Below are 15,098 nucleotides of genomic sequence, written 5' to 3'. Positions count from 1 at the left end.
GCGAGTGTTCGCCACGGGGAGAGTGGCAGGGTAAACTGCCCGCACTGTCACTTTCCCCTATCGATTCGAAGAGTTCATGAGCAAGCGACGCGTTCTTACCGGCATTACCACCACGGGTACGCCGCATCTGGGCAACTATGTCGGCGCGATCAAGCCGGCCATCGCCGAGAGCCAGAATCCCGACGTTCAGTCCTACTACTTTCTCGCTGATCTGCATGCGCTGATCAAGGCGCAGGATCCGCAACGGGTGCAGCAGTCGCGTCTCGAGATCGCCGCCACCTGGCTCGCGCTGGGGCTGGATACCGACAACGCCATCTTCTATCGCCAGTCGGACATCCACGAGATTCCGGAACTCGCGTGGTTGCTCTCCTGCGTCTGCGCCAAGGGGTTGATGAATCGCTCCCATGCCTACAAGGCGGCGGTTGCCGATAACGAGGCCGATGGTCAGAGCGATGCCGATCGCGGTATCACCATGGGCCTGTTCGGCTATCCGGTGCTGATGGCGGCCGATATTCTGATGTTCAACGCGCACAAGGTGCCGGTGGGTCGCGACCAGATCCAGCATATCGAGATGGCGCGCGATATGGCGGGGCGGTTCAATCATATCTACAAGGGTGACTACTTCACGCTGCCCGAGGCCATTGTCGACGAGAAGGTCGAAGTGTTGCGCGGGTTGGATGGTCGCAAGATGTCGAAGAGCTACGACAACACGATTCCGCTATTCGTCAGCGAGAAGAAACTGCTCAAGCTGGTACGCAAGATCAAGACCAATTCGCTGGAGCCCGGCGAGCCCAAGGATCCGGACACCTGCACGCTGTTCCAGATCTATTCCGCCTTCGCGACGGTGGAGGAGAGCGCGGACATGCGCCAGCGCTATCAGCAAGGGATCGGTTGGGGGGATGCCAAGAACGAGGTGTTCGAATACTTGAATGCCCATCTACGCGAGCCGCGGGAACGCTATGAGGCACTGATGAGCGACCCCGCCTATATCGAGCAGGTGCTGGTCAAGGGTGCCGAGCGCGCGCGCGCCGAGGCCAACACGCTGATGGAGAAGTTGCGTGTCGCGGTCGGGTTGGGACGCTTCCAGTAAGCGTACGCTCCCGTAAAAGGCCGGCCCCTGGGCCGGTTTTTTTGTGCACCTTCATATAATATTCCGTTCTATTAACAGCATTTTTTGTCGTTTTCGTATTCCTGAGTAAAAGACTAAAGTATCGGCCATTCGATTTTAGTCTAAAAGGGGCTCCGCTTATGACGACTCTGGCACGCACGTCGCCACCAGGGATTGGCCGGCTTTCGCCGAAAGCATGGATCGCGGCGGCCCTGCTGGTGCTGGGTTCGTTGGCTGTGGGTGTGGCGTTCGGCGGCAATCAGGGCTGGCTGATGCTGGTCGGCGGCGCGCTGGGCATCGTGCTCTATCATGCATCCTTCGGTTTCACGTCGGCGTGGCGAGTCTTCATCACCGAGCGTCGCGGTCGCGGCCTGCGCGCGCAGATGGTGATGCTGGCACTTGCCGTGGTGCTGTTCTTTCCGGCGCTCGGGGCCGGGACGCTGTTCGGCCATCCGGTGCAGGGTTTCGTATCGCCCATCGGCGTTTCCGTGATCGTCGGCGCTTTCCTGTTTGGAGTGGGTATGCAACTGGGCGGTGGCTGTGCTTCGGGAACGCTGTTCACCGTGGGTGGCGGTAATGCCCGCATGCTGATCACGCTTTTGTTCTTCATCGTCGGTTCGGTGATCGGTACGGCACATTTCACCTGGTGGCAGAGTCTGCCGGCCTTCCAGCCGACCTCGATGATCGATCTCTTCGGCACCGGCGGCGGCATCGTCGCCAGTCTGGTGCTGTTCGCGGCGATCGCTGGGCTGACCGTTGCCATGGAGAAGCGGCGTCACGGCCAGTTGGAACAGACTTCATCGGTTTCTCCGGGGCCGGGCCGCTGGCTGACCGGACCGTGGCCGATCCTGGCCGGAGCGATCGGCCTGGCGCTGCTCAACTTCCTGACACTATCGCTGGCCGGGCGCCCATGGGGAATCACGTCGGCGTTCGCGCTGTGGGGCGCCAAGACCTTCCAGGCGCTGGGCGGTGACGTTACCGGCTGGGGTTACTGGCAGACGCCGGGCAATGCCCGGGCGCTGACGGCCAACGTCTTCAGCGACATCACGACCGTCATGAATGTCGGGATCATTCTGGGCGCCGGCCTGGCGGCGTCGCTGGCCGGTCGGTTCGCCCCGAGCTTTCGTATTCCGTGGCGTTCGGTGTCAGCAGCGGTGATCGGCGGACTGTTCCTCGGCTACGGCGCCCGCCTGGCGTTCGGCTGCAATATCGGCGCCTACTTCAGCGGCATCGCCTCCGGCAGTCTGCATGGCTGGCTGTGGTTGGTGGCGGCCTTCGCCGGTAACATGTTCGGCGTCAAGCTGCGGCCGCTGTTCTTCCCCGGGCCGGCCAGACCGGTTGCCGCCAGCTGCTGAACGTCTCGATGGCGATCACGATAGCCCCGCCAAGGCGGGGCTATTTCGTGGGTCGATAGTTTTCGGACTCGCGGTCTTCTGGCCGGTACCGCTCCGGTCCGGGTTTTTCTGGCGGACATGCCATTGTCCGCGGCAGATGGCATACTGGTCGGCCCTCGGCCAGCCACTGGCGGTAGGGGCGTTCGTTCGGTTGCGTGGCAGCCGTACGGGCGATAACGACAATGCGCCATCGGGCCTGCACCAACGATCGGTGAGTTCGCCCGTGCGACAGGCGCGTTTCATTCGTTGGTTACCGCGAGAGTCGATTCATGTCCGATCACGCCAAGCGCCCGCTTTATATCCCCTACGCTGGACCTTCGTTGCTGGAGACGCCGTTGCTCAACAAGGGCAGCGCCTTCACCAGCGAGGAACGGGTCGAGTTCAACCTGGTGGGCCTGCTGCCGCAGAACGTCGAGAGCATCGAAGAGCAGCTCGAACGCGCCTATCACCAGTACACCCTGTGTCAGAACAACCTCGACAAGCACATCTACCTGCGGGCGATTCAGGACGACAACGAGACGCTGTTCTTCCGCCTGTTGGAAGAACATCTCGAAGAGATGCTGCCGATCATCTATACCCCGACGGTGGGTGAGGCGTGCGAAGAGTTCTCCAATATCTATCGCAATCATCGCGGTCTTTTCATCTCCTATCCCGACCGCCATCACATGGAAGATATCCTGCGCAGCGCCACCAAGGACAAGGTCCGGGTGATCGTGGTGACCGACGGCGAGCGTATCCTCGGCCTGGGCGATCAGGGTATCGGTGGCATGGGCATTCCGATCGGCAAGCTTTCGCTCTATACCGCCTGCGGCGGTATCAGCCCGGCGTACACACTGCCGATCACGCTGGACGTGGGTACCAACAATCAGAAGCTGCTCGATGATCCGATGTACATGGGCTGGCGGCACAAGCGCGTCTCGCCGGACGAGTACGCCGAGTTCATCACCCTGTTCATGGAAGCGCTGAAGGCTCGCTGGCCGAATGTGCTGTTGCAGTTCGAGGACTTCGCGCTGACCAACGCCATGCCGCTGCTGGAGCGCTATCGCGATGAGCTGTGCTGCTTCAACGACGATATCCAGGGCACGGCCTCGGTGGTAGTCGCCACACTGCTAGCCTCGTGCAAGGCCAAGAACGTCAAGCTCAGCGAGCAGACGATCACCTTCGCGGGGGCCGGTTCCGCCGGTTGCGGTATCGCCGAGCAGATCGTGATCGCGATGACCCGCGAGGGGCTGTCGGAAGCCGAAGCGCGCCAGCGGGTCTTCATGGTCGACAAGGACGGCCTGCTGACCACCGACATGGACGGGCTTCACAGCTTCCAGCAGCGCCTCGCCCATAATCCCGCAGCGCTGGATTTCGACAGCGACGTTCGCCTGCTGATCGATGTGATCCGTAACGCCAAGCCGACGATTCTGATCGGTGTTTCCGGTCAGCGAGGGCTGTTCACCGAAGAGGTGATCAAGACGCTCAACGCCAACTGCGAGAACCCGCTGGTGATGCCGCTCTCCAACCCGACGTCCAAGGTCGAGGCGGTGCCGCAGGACGTGCTGGAATGGACCAATGGTCAGGCGATGGTCGCCACCGGCAGCCCGTTCCCGCCGGTGGAGATCAACGGTCGCAAGATCCCCATCGCGCAGTGCAACAACTCCTATATCTTCCCGGGCATCGGTCTCGGCGTGATTGCCGCCAACGCGACGCGTGTCACCGACAACATGCTGATGGCGGCGTCCAACGCGCTTGCCGACAGCGCCCCGATCGTCAAGACCGGCGAAGGCGCATTGCTACCGGCGCTGGGCGACATCCGCGAGATCAGCCAGGCGATCGCCTTCGCTGTCGGCAAGCAGGCCCAACAGGATGGTGTCGCGCTCTCCTCCAGCGACGAGGTGCTGTGGGATGCGATCCACGGCCACTTCTGGTATCCGCGTTATCGCCAGTATCGTCGACGCTCGATCTGATCGCGCGAGTTACGTGCTACGAGTTTCGAACAAGCCCCGCCCTAGAGCGGGGCTTGTTCGTTGATGGGGGTTTTTCCCCGCACGCGAAAAGTGGCAGCCTTCGACGCCTTTGCAATAGCGCTGAACGTGGGAGCGATGAATCGGGGTTTGCGACATGGATGTCGCGAAAGGCGCGTTGGGCAGGATGCCCTTTTGCGCGGATCCGAATTCAGCGTGACTGCGTTCAGGGTTTCGCTATTGTGCGGCGTCAAAAAGGGGAGTGTGAGGGGCTTGCCCCACACGACCATGAGCAGAAGGTAGGTTGATGCCAGATCAGTGGCAAGTACGAGGACATGAAATGAGTTGCCTCGTCCGGTTGGCGGGGACCCACAAAAAACCCCACCGATCGGTGGGGCTTCGTTGACTGCCATTCAAGCGACGCGATTGCGCCTACAACATGCTGCGTAGCACGTAGTGGAGGATGCCGCCGTGGCGGTAGTACTCCAGTTCGTTGACGGTATCGATGCGGCAGAGCGCGTCGATTTTCTTCTCGCCCTTGTCGCCCGCGATGGTCACCTTGACCGTGCTGCCCGGGGCGAGATCCGCCAGACCTTCGATGGAGATGGTCTCGTCGCCGGTCAAACCCAGCGTTTCGCGGCTTTCGCCTTCCGGGAACTGCAGCGGCAGTACGCCCATGCCGATCAGGTTGGAGCGGTGGATACGCTCGTAGGATTCGGTAATCACCGCACGCACGCCCAGCAGGCGGGTACCCTTGGCCGCCCAGTCGCGGGAGGAGCCGGTGCCGTACTCCTTGCCGGCGATGACCACCAGCGGCGTGTCGTCTTCGGCATACTTCATCGCCGCGTCGTAGATCGACATCTGTTCGCCGCTAGGCACGTGACGCGTGTATCCGCCTTCCACATCGTCGAGCATCTCGTTGCGGATACGCACGTTGGCGAAGGTGCCGCGCATCATCACTTCGTGGTTGCCGCGACGCGAGCCGTAGGAGTTGAAATCCTTCACCGCCACGCCGTGCTCCTGCAGATACTTGCCTGCGGGGCTATCCGGCTTGATCGATCCGGCCGGCGAGATATGGTCGGTGGTGACGGAGTCGCCAAGTTTGGCCAGCACGCGGGCATTCTTGACGTCCTCGACCGGCTTCGGCTCTTTTTCCATGCCCTCGAAGAACGGCGGATGCTGGATATAGGTCGAATCCTTGGACCAAGCGTAGACCTCGCTCTCCGGGAACTCGATCGACTGCCAGATCTCGTCACCATCGAAGACTTCGGCGTACTCCTTGCGATACATCTCGGTCTTGACCTTCTCGACCGCCTCGGCGATCTCGGCCTGGGATGGCCAGATATCCTTCAGGTAAACGTCGTTACCCTGTTGATCCTTGCCCAGCGGCTCCTTGGTCAAATCCTTGCGCACGTTGCCGGCCAGGGCATAGGCGACGACCAGGGGCGGCGACGCCAGCCAGTTGGTCTTGACCAGCGGGTGGACGCGGCCTTCGAAGTTGCGGTTACCGGAAAGCACCGAGGCGACGGTCAGATCGCCGTCGTTGACGGCTTTCTCGATCGGTTCGGGCAGCGGGCCGGAGTTGCCGATGCAGGTCGTGCAACCGTAACCGACCAGGTTGAAACCCAGCGCGTCGAGATCGTCCTGCACACCGCCAGCGGCCAGATAGTCGGTGACGACCTTGGAACCAGGTGCCAGCGAGGTCTTGACCCAAGGCTTGGTGGTCAGTCCTTTCTCGTGCGCCTTCCGCGCCAGCAGGCCGGCAGCCATCATCACGCTGGGGTTGGAGGTGTTGGTGCAGGAGGTGATGGCGGCGATCACCACGGCGCCGTGGTTGAGCGAGAACGTCTCGCCGTCGTACTCCACTTCCTGGCTGTCGCCGGTACGGTAATCGCTACCGGTCCGATAGCTTTCGCCGTCGGCAGGCGGAGCGCCGACCGCGGTATCGCCACCTTCGGACATCCACTTGCCCTGCTCTTCGGCGGAGGCATCCGGCTTGTCGCCGTTCATCAGGCCTTCGAAAGTGGACTTCAGGTCGGTCAGGGCGACGCGGTCCTGGGGACGCTTGGGACCGGCCAGGGAAGCCTCGACCTTGCCCATGTCGAGTTCGAGGGCATCGGTGAAGGTCGGCTCGGCACCCGGCTGACGCCACAGGCCCTGCGCCTGGGTGTAGGCCTTGACCAGTTCGATCTGCTCTTCTTCGCGACCGGTCAGGCGCAGGTAGTTGAGTGTCTCCTCGTCGACCGGGAAGAAACCGCAGGTGGCGCCGTATTCCGGTGCCATGTTGGCGATGGTGGCGCGGTCGGCCAACGGCAGATCATCGAGGCCGTCGCCGTAGAATTCGACGAACTTGCCCACGACGCCTTTCTTGCGCAGCATCTGGGTGACGGTCAGCACCAGATCGGTGGCGGTGATGCCCTCGTTGAGCTTGCCGGTCAGCTTGAAGCCGACCACTTCCGGAATCAGCATCGACACCGGCTGGCCGAGCATGGCCGCCTCGGCTTCGATGCCGCCCACGCCCCAGCCAAGAATCCCCAGGCCGTTGATCATGGTGGTGTGGGAATCGGTGCCGACCAGGGTGTCCGGGAAGGCGTAGGTCTTGCCGTCGACCTCCTTGGTCCACACCGTCTTGCCGAGATACTCGAGGTTGACCTGGTGGCAGATGCCGGTACCCGGCGGAACGACGCGGAAGTTGTCGAAGGCGTCCTGGCCCCAGCGCAGGAATTCGTAGCGCTCGAGGTTACGTTCCATCTCCATCGCGACGTTGTCCTTGAACGCGGACGCGTCGCCGAAATGATCGACCATCACCGAGTGGTCGATGACCAGATCCACCGGGGATAGAGGATTGATGCGATCCGCCTTGGCCCCCAGCTTCTTGACCGCGTCACGCATGGCGGCCAGATCGACCACACCGGGCACACCGGTGAAGTCCTGCATCAGAACGCGGGCGGGGCGGTAGCCGATCTCGCGAGTCGACTTGCCTTCCTTGAGCCAGTCGGCCAGCGCCTGGATATCGTCTTCCGCGACGGTAGGGTCGTCGGCGTAGCGCAGCTGATTTTCCAGCAGCACCTTGAGCGTCATCGGCAACTTGTCGATGTTGCCGAGGGTCTCGGCCGCCTTGGGCAGGCTGTAGTAGTGAAAGGTCGTGCCTTTGACGTCGAGCGTCGCTAGCGTATGACTCGGGTCTGTAGACATCAGGGTGATCCTCCTCATGGCGGCGGCTGGCCTCGAGAGATGGCGCCAGCAAGCCTGTCAGGTTCCTTTGCGGCGATTCCGCAGCGCAGATAGCTGTCAATCGCCTGTCGATGGGGTGTCGGTGCACCGCTCTGTTGTCTGGGTCCTGCTGCTCCGCTTCGCCTCTTGGTGCGAAATCGTTCGGTGCCATCCGACGATCCAGCAGGCATCGCTGCGCGTGTCTGTCGGACGGATCAGGTTGTCGACAATAATCATGGGCACAATAACACGCATTTTCAATCGGATGCTTCTCGACTATCGTCCGGTGCGACCTTGAAAGCGCCTGTCTTCGCCACCAGTTCCCACGTAATTCGGTAGTCGCGTCGAGCGTCGAGCGTGGTTCGTGTGAAGCATAGCCCTTGGCGACATACTCTGCAGAGCGGCCCGCATAACGCGCCGCAGACGCCACCTGCATCTCTGGAGGTTGCCCTTGTCTCAGGAAGCGATCATCGAGTGGCCGGTTCACTGCCCCTACTGCGATGCCCCATTTTCAATGCTGCTCGATCTGAGCGCCGGCGGCTATGACACCTGGGAAGACTGCGCCGTCTGTTGCCAGCCGATTCATGTCGTGGTCGAAGCTACGCCAGCGGGGGAGCTGGCGGCGGTAACCCTCGCCAGCGACGACGACGTCGTATGACGTGCAATAGGGATACCGCAAAGTCTCGATAGCCAATGACTATATGGTTTATTGCGGCAATCAAATTGGCGTCCGAGCGGTTAGCCATTAGTCTAACCGCTCTAAATTTTTCACCTCACCATAATCCATACAGGAGATGCTCATGAGTGTACTCGTAGGCCGCCAGGCCCCGGATTTCGAAACAGCCGCCGTGATGCCCGACGGTTCCATCAACGACAACTACCGTTTTTCGGACAGCAACGGCAAGCTGCGGGTGTTGTTCTTCTGGCCGCTGGATTTCACCTTCGTCTGCCCGTCCGAGATCATCGCGCACGACAACCGTCTGGCGCAGTTCAAGGAACTCGGGGTCGAGGTGATCGGTGCTTCCATCGATTCCCAGTACACCCATCACGCCTGGCGCAAGACCTCTCCGGACGCCGGTGGTATCGGTGAAGTCGGGTTCCCGGTCGTTGCCGACGTCAAGCACGAGATCTGCCAGGCGTACGGCATCGAGCACCCGGAAGCCGGCGTTGCGCTGCGCGCCTCTTTCCTGATCGACGAAGACGGTATCGTTCAGCATCAGACCGTCAACAACCTGCCGCTGGGTCGTAACGTCGACGAGATGCTGCGCATGGTCAAGGCGCTCAAGTATCACCAGACTCACGGCGAAGTCTGCCCGGCAGGCTGGGAAGAAGGCCAGGAAGGTATGAAGGACACCGCCGAAGGCGTTGCCAAGTACCTGGGCACCTACGCCGGCAACCTGTAAGGGAAACACTGCATAAATGTCTGTGCAGGCGAATCGCTGCGTTGCGTGGCGCTGGAGCGCCAGCCCGGTCGAATCCTCACCTATACCCCTAGGCTCCGGTTCCCGCGCTCCATGCGTCTTGCGCTGCAACCTGCTCGTCAATTTATTCGATATTTCCTGAGCGGCATGATGTTGGAGGCGGCCCATCGGGCCGCCTCTGCCGTTTCTGGTATCATGCCTGCCGATCGCAGTGCCCTGTGGCATGACTCGGATTCGGGATATGCCACAGGACGTTGAGTAACGATACATACCAACCGAATCGTTGATCTGAATCGAGGTAGTCATGAGCGACGCGCGCCACGAACGTTTGATCATCCTGGGCTCCGGACCGGCGGGCTATACGGCCGCCGTCTACGCTGCGCGGGCGAATCTCAAACCGCTGCTGATAACGGGGATGCAGGCCGGCGGTCAGTTGACCACGACCACCGACGTCGACAACTGGCCTGGCGACGACGAAGGCGTTCAGGGTCCCGAGCTGATGGAGCGTATGCGCAAGCATGCCGAGCGTTTTCAGACCGAAGTGCTGTTCGATCACATCAACGAGGTCGAGCTTCGCGAAAAGCCGTTCACTCTCAAGGGGGATAACGGTACCTATACTTGCGACGCCTTGATCATCGCCACCGGGGCCAGCGCGCGTTATCTGGGATTGCCATCCGAGCAGCAGTTCATGGGCCAGGGCGTTTCCGCCTGTGCCACCTGCGATGGTTTCTTCTATCGCAATCAACACGTCATCGTGGTCGGTGGCGGCAACACGGCGATGGAAGAGGCGCTCTACCTTTCCAATATCGCTTCGAAGGTCACCCTGGTTCACCGTCGCGACAGTCTCCGTGGTGAAAAGATCCTGCAGGATCGACTGCGCGAGAAAGTCGAGAACGGCAATATGGCGATGGAGTGGAATCACACGCTCGATGAGGTGTTGGGTGACGGTAGCGGTGTCACCGGTGCTCGGCTGCGCTCCACGCTGACCGGCGAAACCCGGCAGCTCGACGCCATGGGCGTATTCATCGCCATTGGTCACACCCCGAATACCGGGATCTTCGAAGGCCAGCTCGACATGGCCAACGGCTACATCCGTGTTCAATCCGGGCTGGAAGGCAATGCCACGGCGACCAGTGTGCCCGGTGTGTTTGCCGCGGGCGACGTCATGGATCACGTCTATCGTCAAGCCATCACCTCTGCCGGCAGCGGCTGCATGGCGGCGTTGGACGCGGAGCGATTTCTGGACGGTATCGACTGACAGTCGTCGGCTGGCGGTAGCGAGCCATTCCGAACCTTCACGAAGCCCGGCAGCCGCTGGGCTTCATTGTTCCGGACAAGCTTCAGAATCGTCACCAAAACCCTCGCCAGGGGATTGTCCTCGAAAATCAGTAATGGGGTGGCAGCTCGTCTTCCGGTCGTGGCATCTCCCCGCCCAGTTCGTCGATCGCCTGGCGCTGCTCGCTGAGCCGTTCTCGCATCAGTGTATTGACGCGCGTCAGCCGCTCGAGCTCGCCGGCCTGTTCTGTGATCAACCGATCGAGGGTTTCCAGCCAGTCGTCCTGGAACGCCACACGGCTCTCGAGTGCGTCGAGACGCGCCTCCAGGTCCATGCGCGAGGGGGGCGCTACCGTGTTAGACTTCCGAGGGTGTGTGTCATCTTTCATTCACGGCACCTTTTAGTGAACGCATTAGTGAACGTAATCGTTGTTGAAAGTCGAATAGTAGAGATAAGTTAGTGATATTAGGTATGAAAACCGCTCTCGCCCGGGAATCGATGGTGAGGCGTTTTCCTTGTTCCGACGTCTAGAGATATGAGAATCCATGAATAGCAAGGTAATTCTGCGTTGTACGCTGATCAGTCTACTCCTCTCGATACCCTCGCCATTGCTGATTGGTCTTTTGATCACGCTGATCAGCAGCATGTTAGCCACCGACCTGACCTGGTTTCTGAACGTGGAGGGCGTTTCCGCCATGTATGGCGCGACGGTGATCGCCGTCTTCATCGTGCTGTGGTTGGGCACGCTGGCCATGGCGTTGCTATCTCCCGCTTCGCCCAGGGCGGTTACCGCCGCCATGCTCGCCGACGTGGAGAATGACGATCGCGAGCTGGGCGAGGTCAAATGGTTCAACGTCAACAAAGGCTACGGTTTCATCACCCGCGCCGATGGCGAAGACGTGTTCGTGCATTTCCGCGCGCTTCGCGGCAAGGGTCATCGCACCCTCGCCGAGGGGCAGAAAGTGCGTTATCACGTGATCGAAAACGAGCGTGGCTTGCAGGCGGATGACGTGACCGTCATCACCTGAGACCGATCGCCATACGCTCGCTACCCCTCGAAGGCTCGCCTTCGAGGGGTATTTTTTTGCGCCATGGCGGGCTGGTTTCAGCTGGCGCCGAGCGGTACCGGTGTATCGTCGACTCCGGCGCGAGCTTCGGCTTCGACGAACACCCGCTTGACGCTGTCGTTAGCCTGCTTGATCTCCCGATCGAGCTTGGCGATCGCGCGTTCGATACGCTCTGCAGTAGCATCGCGGGTGAAGCGGACGCTGAGATTGACCAGGATGAAGTTGGGCCCCATGTGCATGGTCAGCACCTCGTTGACGCCCTCCACCCCATCGGCTTCCCCCGCGAGCTCGCGAATGCTGTCGACCACGTGCTGGTTGGCGCTTTCGCCGATCAGCAAACTCTTGGTCTCCTTGGCCAGCCAGATCGCCGTGCCCCCGAGGATCAGGCCGATGATCACCGAAGCGATGCCGTCGAACAGCAGGATGCCAGTCCATTGCGACAGTGCCACACCGGCGAGCGCGACCATCAGACCGAGCAGCGCGGCGGAGTCCTCGAAAATCACCACGAACATGGAGGGGTCCTTGCCGCGGTGTACAGCCTCCACGTAGCCCCACTTGCCCTTGGTCTTGCGAAACTCGTTGAGAGCGAAGGCCCATGATGCGCCCTCGAACAGAATGCCCAGACCCAGCACGATGTAGTTGACCATCGGTGATGTGATCGGCTCGGGGTGCAGAATGTGTATCACCCCTTCGTAGAGAGAGACGCCGGAACCGATCGCAAAGATCAGCAGCGCAACCACGAAGCTCCAGAAATAGACTTCCTTGCCGTGACCGAAAGGGAACTGAGGGCTTGGTGGGCGCTTGGCGCGCTTCATGCCCAGCAGCAGCAGAATCTGATTGCCGGTATCCACCACCGAGTGGATGCCCTCGGAGAGCATCGCCGAGCTGCCGGTGATGGCTGCCGCGACGAATTTCGTGATCGCGATGAGCAAATTGCCGCCCATGGCGGCATAGATGACTGGCTTGGATTCCGCCATGTGAACGACTCCCTGTCAGATTGGCCGCATCCCGGCGGCGATGGCGTGATCAGCGGCCTGAGTCTGGCCACTCGATGGTGTTTTCATGACCGTCCGGCAGGACCTGCCAGAAACGATCGGGTTCGTCGCCGGGTTGCCAGCCGCCGAGCGAACAGCGCGCCTCGCAGCCCAGCGCCCGCGAGGCATCGCGCGCGCAGTCGGTATCTCTGGGCCACGGCGTGGCGTCGCAGTCGAACCACAGGCTGGCATAGCCGTCGGCGGCCCGTTCGACGAGCATGATGCCGATACTGCGTCCGTCACAGGCTGCCCTGCCGCGCCAGATTCCCTTTCCGGCGCGACCGAGCGTCATGTCGTTATCGACCAGTGCCTCGCGCAGCCACCGGGTGATGGCTTCGACGTCGGCCACGGCGAGATAGATTTCGATATCAGGAAAACGCTCCATGGGTTCCTCTGGCGAACAGCCGCTCGAGTGTCGCCTCGTAGATGCGGCTCAGGGTATCGAGGTCTTCGGCACGGATGCGTTCGTTGACCTGGTGGATAGTGGCATTGACGGGACCCAACTCGATCACCTGTGTGCCCAGTGTAGCAATGAAGCGGCCGTCCGATGTGCCGCCGGAGGTCGACAGCGTCGGGCGATGACCGGTGATCGCCTCGCAGGCATCGCGGGTCGCCTCGAGCAGATCCCCCGTCGCGGTGAGAAAGGGCTCGCCGTTGAGCGTCCAGTCGACATGATAATCGAGGCCGTGAGCGGCTAGCTTCTGTTCGACGCGTTCACGCAGCTGGGTCTGCGTGACTTCGCTCGAGTAGCGGAAATTGAACGTCACTTCCAGCTCGCCGGGAACGACATTGGTGGCGCCGGTTCCCGCATGAAGATTGGAGATCTGGAAGGTGGTTGCCGGAAAGAAGTCGTTTCCGGCGTCCCAGGGCTCGTTGACCAGCTCGGACAGCACGGGGAGCGTCTGATGAATCGGATTGCGTACCAGATGCGGATAGGCCACGTGACCCTGAATGCCTCGTACGCGAAGCACGCCGCCCAGCGATCCGCGACGTCCGTTCTTGATCACGTCGCCGAGGTGACTGGTGGAGGAGGGTTCCCCGACGATGCAGTAGTCCAGCGGCTCGTGACGTTCGCGCAGCCGTTCGACCACGGCCCGGGTGCCATTGATCGCCGGGCCTTCCTCATCGGCGGTGATCAGAAAGGCGATCCTGCCATGATGATCCGGATAGGCAGCGACGAAGCGCTCGACCGCTGTGACCATCGACGCCAGGCTGCCTTTCATGTCGGCGGCCCCGCGACCGCAAAGAAAGCCTGCCTCATCGATGAGTGGCTCGAAGGGGGGATGGTCCCACTCGTTTTCCGGACCGCTGGGTACCACATCGGTGTGGCCGGCAAAGGCCAGCATCGGGCCGTGCTGACCGCGAACGGCCCAGAAATTGTCGATGCCGCCGATCGCCATTCGCTCGACCTGAAAGCCGATCCGTTCCAGCCGGTCGATCATCAGCGTCTGGCAGCCATGATCGTCCGGGGTCACCGACGGTCGCCGCAGTAACTCGAGAGCCAATGCCTGCGTGGGGGAAAGCGCATTCGGCTGTGGCGCTTGGGTCATGCGGTTCTCCAGAACAGCCGGCCGCTTAGGCCGGATCAATTGTGAGCGTGCAGGGATTCGTTCAGCGCAACGGCGCTCTTGTTGGTGCGGCACTCCAGGCGCCCGGTCACCGAATGACGAATGAACAGCAGATCGTCCTGGCCGGCGAGCTCGCGTGCGGCCACGGTCTGCACGGCCTCGCCCTGATCGTCGAGCACGGTCACCTTGGAACCGGCGGTGACGTAGAGGCCCGCTTCGACGGTGCAGCGATCGCCGAGCGGAATGCCGAGACCGGCATTGGCGCCGATCAGGCAGTTTTCGCCGATCTTGATCACCACGTTGCCGCCACCCGAGAGCGTGCCCATGGTCGAGCAACCCGCGCCCAGATCCGAGCCCTTGCCGACGAAGACGCCGGCAGAGATACGTCCTTCCACCATGCCCGGGCCTTCGGTGCCAGCGTTGAAGTTGCAGAAACCTTCATGCATGACCGTGGTGCCTTCGCCCAGATGCGCGCCGAGACGCACGCGAGCGGTATCGCCGATCCGGATCCCCTTGGGCACGACGTAATCGGTCATCTTGGGGAACTTGTCGACGCAGTCGACGGAGAGCGGGCGCCCGGCCAGTCGGGCCTTGAGGCGGCGCGCCGGCAGCTCTTCGACATCGATGGCGCCTTCGTTGGTCCAGGCGATGTTCTTGAGCAAGCCAAACATGCCATCGAGCTGCGTGCCGTGGGGTTTGACCAGGCGATGGGACAGTAGGTGCAGCTTGAGATAGACCTCCGGCACGCTGGTCGGGGCATGATCCTCGCTCAGAAAGACTGCGACCAGCGGGCGCTGGGCGTCCGCCAATGCCTCGGCAACGTCGGCCTGATCGGCGGCGCCGGCTTCGCGCAGCGCTGCGGCGAGCTTGACGGCATGCTCCGGCAGAAAGCTGACGACTTCTTCGACCTCGTCGGCACCCAGTGCCTGACGTGCCGCCACGACGAGGTCATCGGCTGGCTGAAGCAAGGGCGCCGGATAGTAGACTTCGAGCCAATCGCCTTGGCTGTTCTGGGTGCCGATTCCTAGCGCGAAGCTCAGCATCGAAGGTTCCTCTGGTTAGTCGGTT

Annotated in this window: 13 protein-coding genes; 7 read left to right on the top strand and 6 right to left on the bottom strand. The window is 61.7% G+C overall.

Going from position 1 to position 15,098, the window contains the following annotated elements; genetic code table 11:
- The first annotated feature begins 76 nt into the window (after nt 1-76).
- The 3 genes from trpS to BTW07_RS00500 all read left to right on the top strand — a co-directional run bounded on the left by trpS (nt 77) and on the right by BTW07_RS00500 (nt 4,454).
- Nucleotides 77-1,090, top strand: coding sequence for a tryptophan--tRNA ligase (trpS, locus tag BTW07_RS00510; RefSeq protein WP_075568192.1), 1,014 nt, complete (start codon nt 77-79; stop codon nt 1,088-1,090).
- A gap of 158 nt (nt 1,091-1,248) precedes the next feature.
- Nucleotides 1,249-2,463 carry a YeeE/YedE family protein gene (locus BTW07_RS00505; protein WP_075568191.1) on the top strand — a complete coding sequence of 405 codons (1,215 nt, stop codon included), beginning with the start codon at nt 1,249-1,251 and terminating at the stop codon, nt 2,461-2,463.
- 308 nt (nt 2,464-2,771) lie between these two features.
- On the top strand, nt 2,772-4,454 hold the full coding sequence (locus BTW07_RS00500; RefSeq protein ID WP_075568190.1) for an NAD-dependent malic enzyme: 1,683 nt from the start codon (nt 2,772-2,774) through the stop codon (nt 4,452-4,454).
- 429 nt (nt 4,455-4,883) lie between these two features.
- Here BTW07_RS00500 and acnA read toward each other — a convergent pair whose 3' ends face one another.
- Nucleotides 4,884-7,646 (bottom strand): aconitate hydratase AcnA, encoded by a 2,763-nt coding sequence (acnA, locus tag BTW07_RS00495; protein WP_075568189.1) that lies wholly within the window; start codon nt 7,644-7,646, stop codon nt 4,884-4,886.
- A gap of 469 nt (nt 7,647-8,115) precedes the next feature.
- Here acnA and BTW07_RS00490 point away from each other — a divergent pair, with 469 nt between their 5' ends.
- The 3 genes from BTW07_RS00490 (at nt 8,116) to trxB (ending at nt 10,343) form a co-directional block, all read left to right on the top strand.
- Nucleotides 8,116-8,322 carry a zinc ribbon domain-containing protein gene (locus BTW07_RS00490; RefSeq protein WP_075568188.1) on the top strand — a complete coding sequence of 69 codons (207 nt, stop codon included), beginning with the start codon at nt 8,116-8,118 and terminating at the stop codon, nt 8,320-8,322.
- Nucleotides 8,323-8,464: 142 nt separating this feature from the next.
- Nucleotides 8,465-9,067, top strand: a complete 603-nt coding sequence (locus BTW07_RS00485) for a peroxiredoxin (RefSeq protein WP_075568187.1) — start codon at nt 8,465-8,467, stop codon at nt 9,065-9,067.
- A 322-nt stretch (nt 9,068-9,389) separates the two neighbouring features.
- Nucleotides 9,390-10,343, top strand: coding sequence for a thioredoxin-disulfide reductase (trxB, locus tag BTW07_RS00480; RefSeq protein ID WP_075568186.1), 954 nt, complete (start codon nt 9,390-9,392; stop codon nt 10,341-10,343).
- A 127-nt stretch (nt 10,344-10,470) separates the two neighbouring features.
- Here trxB and BTW07_RS00475 read toward each other — a convergent pair whose 3' ends face one another.
- Nucleotides 10,471-10,749, bottom strand: a complete 279-nt coding sequence (locus tag BTW07_RS00475; RefSeq protein ID WP_075568185.1) for a SlyX family protein — start codon at nt 10,747-10,749, stop codon at nt 10,471-10,473.
- 157 nt (nt 10,750-10,906) lie between these two features.
- Here BTW07_RS00475 and BTW07_RS20250 point away from each other — a divergent pair, with 157 nt between their 5' ends.
- Nucleotides 10,907-11,389, top strand: a complete 483-nt coding sequence (locus BTW07_RS20250) for a cold-shock protein (RefSeq protein WP_075568184.1) — start codon at nt 10,907-10,909, stop codon at nt 11,387-11,389.
- 77 nt (nt 11,390-11,466) lie between these two features.
- Here the strand turns inward: BTW07_RS20250 and BTW07_RS00465 are convergent, their stop codons facing one another.
- The 4 genes from BTW07_RS00465 to dapD are packed head-to-tail and all read right to left on the bottom strand — an operon-like array spanning nt 11,467 to nt 15,073.
- On the bottom strand, nt 11,467-12,405 hold the full coding sequence (locus BTW07_RS00465; protein ID WP_075568183.1) for a cation diffusion facilitator family transporter: 939 nt from the start codon (nt 12,403-12,405) through the stop codon (nt 11,467-11,469).
- A 49-nt stretch (nt 12,406-12,454) separates the two neighbouring features.
- A complete protein-coding gene (locus tag BTW07_RS00460) occupies nt 12,455-12,847 on the bottom strand; it encodes a hypothetical protein (protein ID WP_075568182.1) in 393 nt (130 codons plus the stop codon).
- Nucleotides 12,831-14,012, bottom strand: coding sequence for a succinyl-diaminopimelate desuccinylase (gene dapE, locus BTW07_RS00455; protein ID WP_075568181.1), 1,182 nt, complete (start codon nt 14,010-14,012; stop codon nt 12,831-12,833). Before dapE ends, BTW07_RS00460 begins: the two co-directional genes overlap by 17 nt.
- A 35-nt stretch (nt 14,013-14,047) precedes the next feature.
- Nucleotides 14,048-15,073, bottom strand: a complete 1,026-nt coding sequence (gene dapD, locus BTW07_RS00450) for a 2,3,4,5-tetrahydropyridine-2,6-dicarboxylate N-succinyltransferase (RefSeq protein ID WP_075568180.1) — start codon at nt 15,071-15,073, stop codon at nt 14,048-14,050.
- Nucleotides 15,074-15,098 lie beyond the last annotated feature (25 nt).

This window comes from Salinicola socius (assembly GCF_001937195.1).
In the GTDB taxonomy this organism is placed as follows: domain Bacteria; phylum Pseudomonadota; class Gammaproteobacteria; order Pseudomonadales; family Halomonadaceae; genus Salinicola; species Salinicola socius.
Note: the sequence above shows the minus strand (reverse complement) of the source record. Positions and strands in the feature narration are given on the sequence as shown.